The organism is Pseudomonas agronomica (genome assembly GCF_025917275.1).
Classification (GTDB): Bacteria; Pseudomonadota; Gammaproteobacteria; order Pseudomonadales; family Pseudomonadaceae; genus Aquipseudomonas; species Aquipseudomonas agronomica.
Map to the genome: position 1 here is coordinate 1 of NZ_JAOSHO010000670.1, position 2264 is coordinate 2264.

A 2264-nucleotide genomic window follows, 5' to 3' on the forward strand; every position below is an offset into this window, starting at 1 on the left:
AGCAAGCTCCCTCGCCACGGGTGTGTGCTTGGAGCCGGCAGATGCGTCAATCTGGGCCATTGCTTTGACGCCATTTTTCTGGGCCAGAATTGAATGGTCATTTGTCGAACACGCCACTAAAGTGGCGTCTGGCCTGTAGCGTAGGACAGCTTTATCAGTTCCCCTTTCCCATGGTGAGTCACCGATTGACCCATAACGCCATTCAACGTCTCCTGCTCAAACGTTTCGCCCTGGCAGCCACGACTTATGCGCTGGCGCTGGTGTTGCTGTGGCTGGCGTTTTTCAGTGGCCATTATCTCGACTCGTTGCGAGGCGTCGTCATTGGCAGCCTGCTGGTTGTGCTGTGCCAGGGTGGGTTGTTCACGCTGTTCATCACCGACCGCAACCTGCGGTTCGCCGACCCCAGCCTCACGGAAATACAGGTCTGGATCGGCCTGGGCTGGCAGACCTGGATGATGGCCCACCTGGACCAGGCGCGTGGGGTGTTCCTCGTCTTCTATGTGCTGATCCTGCTGTTCGGGCTGTTTCACCTGACGCGGCGGGCCTTTGTGCGCTGTGCGATGCTGGTGTTCATCAGCTTCACCGGCATCACGCTGTGGGACGGTTATTTCTTCCGGCTTCCCGACCCGACGCTGGCCGGCTTGCAAGTGTCCGTGCTGTTCATCGTGCTGGTTTGGCTGGTGCTGTATGCCCGCTACGTCCAGACCTCGCGCCAACGCATGCGCCAACGACGGTTTGCCTTGCAGGCGCACCAGGACACCCTGCGGGGCATGATGCGCCAACTCGAAGACCTGGTCGCCACCGACGAGCTGACCGGCCTGTTCAATCGCCGGCATTTCCTGCGCCTGGCGAGCCGCGAACTCAACACCCTCCGGCCCGGCATCGCCCATGGCCTGGCCTTGATCGACCTGGACCATTTCAAGCGCATCAACGATCTGCATGGCCATGCGGCTGGCGACCAGGTGCTGCAGGCGTTCGCCGGCGTCGCCACGGCCTGCCTGCGTGAAGGTGATGTGCTGGCCCGTTACGGTGGCGAAGAATTCGTCATGTTGCTGCCCGCCTGCGATCCCGCGCGCCTGACGGCGTGTTGCGAGCGCTTGCGGCTGGCGTTCACCGAGGTGCAATTGATCGATCTGCACGTGGGCAGCCTCAGCCTGTCGGTGGGCATGACGATGCTGGAAATGGGCGATGACCTGGACAGCGCCTTGCAGCGCGCCGACCAGGCCTTGTACCGTGCCAAGCGCGATGGCCGCAATCGGTGTGCCGCCGCTTGGGAGAATGTCGATGCCTGAGTTGAAAGTCGCCGACCGACAATGGACGGTGGCGGCGGGCGATAACCTGCTGGACGCGCTCAACCAGTCCGGGGTGCCGGTGCCCTACAGTTGCCGTGCCGGCAGTTGTCATGCCTGCCTGGTGCAATGCGTGAGCGGCGATGTGCGTGACAACCGTCCCGATGCGCTGACCCCGGCGCAGCGTGATCAAGGTTGGCGGCTGGCATGTCAATGCCAGGTAATCGAAGACGTGCAGATCCACACCTTCGACCCGCAACGCGACGGCCAGGCCGCCGAGGTGGCGGCGCTGGATTGGCTGGGCGCCGATGTGCTGCGCCTGCGCATTACGCCGCAGCGACCGTTGCGCTATCGAGCCGGACAACATCTGTTGTTGTGGGCCGGCGACGTCGCCCGGCCGTATTCCCTGGCGAGCCTGCCCGAGGACGACCGCTTCCTGGAGTTTCACCTCGATTGTCGCGCGCCAGGGCAATTCGTCGATGCGGTGCGACAACTCAAGGCCGGCGACCCGATTCGCCTCGGTGAGTTGCGCGGTGGTGCGCTGCATTACGATCCCAACTGGCATGAAAGGCCGCTGTGGCTGCTGGCCTCCGGTACGGGCCTGGGGCCGCTGTTTGGCATCTTGCGCGAAGCGTTGCGCCAGCAGCATCAAGGGGCGATTCGGTTGATCCATGTGGCGCGCGATGCCGCCGGGCACTACCTGGAAAAACCCCTGCAGGCATTGGCGGCCAAGCATCCCAACCTCAACGTCGAGCTGCTGACCGCAGCCGAGGCCCCCGACGCACTGGCGCAGCTGCGCCTGGCCTCACGCCAGACCCAGGCATTGGTGTGCGGCCATCCGGATTGGGTCGAGGCGTTTGCCAAGCGCTTGTACCTGGCGGGGTTGCCGCGTAATCAGTTGTTGGCGGATGTGTTTCTTACCCGTGGGAATGGCGGCGTCTGACCGATCGCCATCGCGAGCAAGCTCGCTCCCAC

2 protein-coding genes are annotated in these 2264 nt (G+C 63.6%); both read left to right on the plus strand.

Translation table 11 applies throughout. From position 1 onward, the window contains the following. Nucleotides 1-185: 185 nt before the first annotated feature. Complete coding sequence (locus tag OC610_RS26005) at nucleotides 186-1292, plus strand: GGDEF domain-containing protein (protein ID WP_264431901.1); 1107 nt, start codon at nucleotides 186-188, stop codon at nucleotides 1290-1292. After that, a complete protein-coding gene (locus OC610_RS26010; RefSeq protein WP_264431902.1) occupies nucleotides 1285-2232 on the plus strand; it encodes an iron-sulfur-binding ferredoxin reductase in 948 nt (315 codons plus the stop codon). Before OC610_RS26005 ends, OC610_RS26010 begins: the two co-directional genes overlap by 8 nt. Nucleotides 2233-2264 lie beyond the last annotated feature (32 nt).

Coding starts and splice junctions, on each gene's coding strand:
- OC610_RS26010 (WP_264431902.1), top strand. CDS start 1,285: ATGCCTGAGTTGAAAGTCGCCGACCGACAATGGACGGTGGCGGCGGGC.